Here is a 353-nt window from a genome sequence, read left to right as displayed (position 1 = left end):
CGCAATGACCACTTGGCAGGAATGGCAGGACGCCCCCTGGGGTCGTCTGCGTTACGCGATCGCCGAGGCGAACCTGGTCCGCGATCTGGATGGCCTGGGGGACGGGCCGTTGCGCATACTCGACCTCGCCGGTGGTGATGGCGGCGACGCCATGCGCCTGGCGGCCCGCGGGCATCACGTCACCATTGTCGACTATTCCCCGGCCATGCTCGCCGCCGCGGCCGAGCGAGCTTCGGCGGGCGGGCTGACGGAGCTGATCACCTGCGTGCAGGCCGACGTGACGGCTCTGCCCGCTGACCTCGCCGCCGGACAGTTCGACGTGGTGCTGTGCCACAACCTCCTTCAGTACGTGG

1 protein-coding gene is annotated in these 353 nt (G+C 69.4%); it reads left to right on the top strand.

Annotated elements, in window-relative coordinates; genetic code table 11:
* On the top strand, positions 1–353 hold a 353-nt coding region (locus IF88_RS0139700), incomplete at both ends, for a class I SAM-dependent methyltransferase (RefSeq protein WP_030724510.1).

The organism is Streptomyces sp. NRRL F-2580 (assembly GCF_000720115.1).
GTDB lineage: Bacteria > Actinomycetota > Actinomycetes > Streptomycetales > Streptomycetaceae > Streptomyces.
This window is presented reverse-complemented; position numbering and strand designations above follow the sequence as displayed.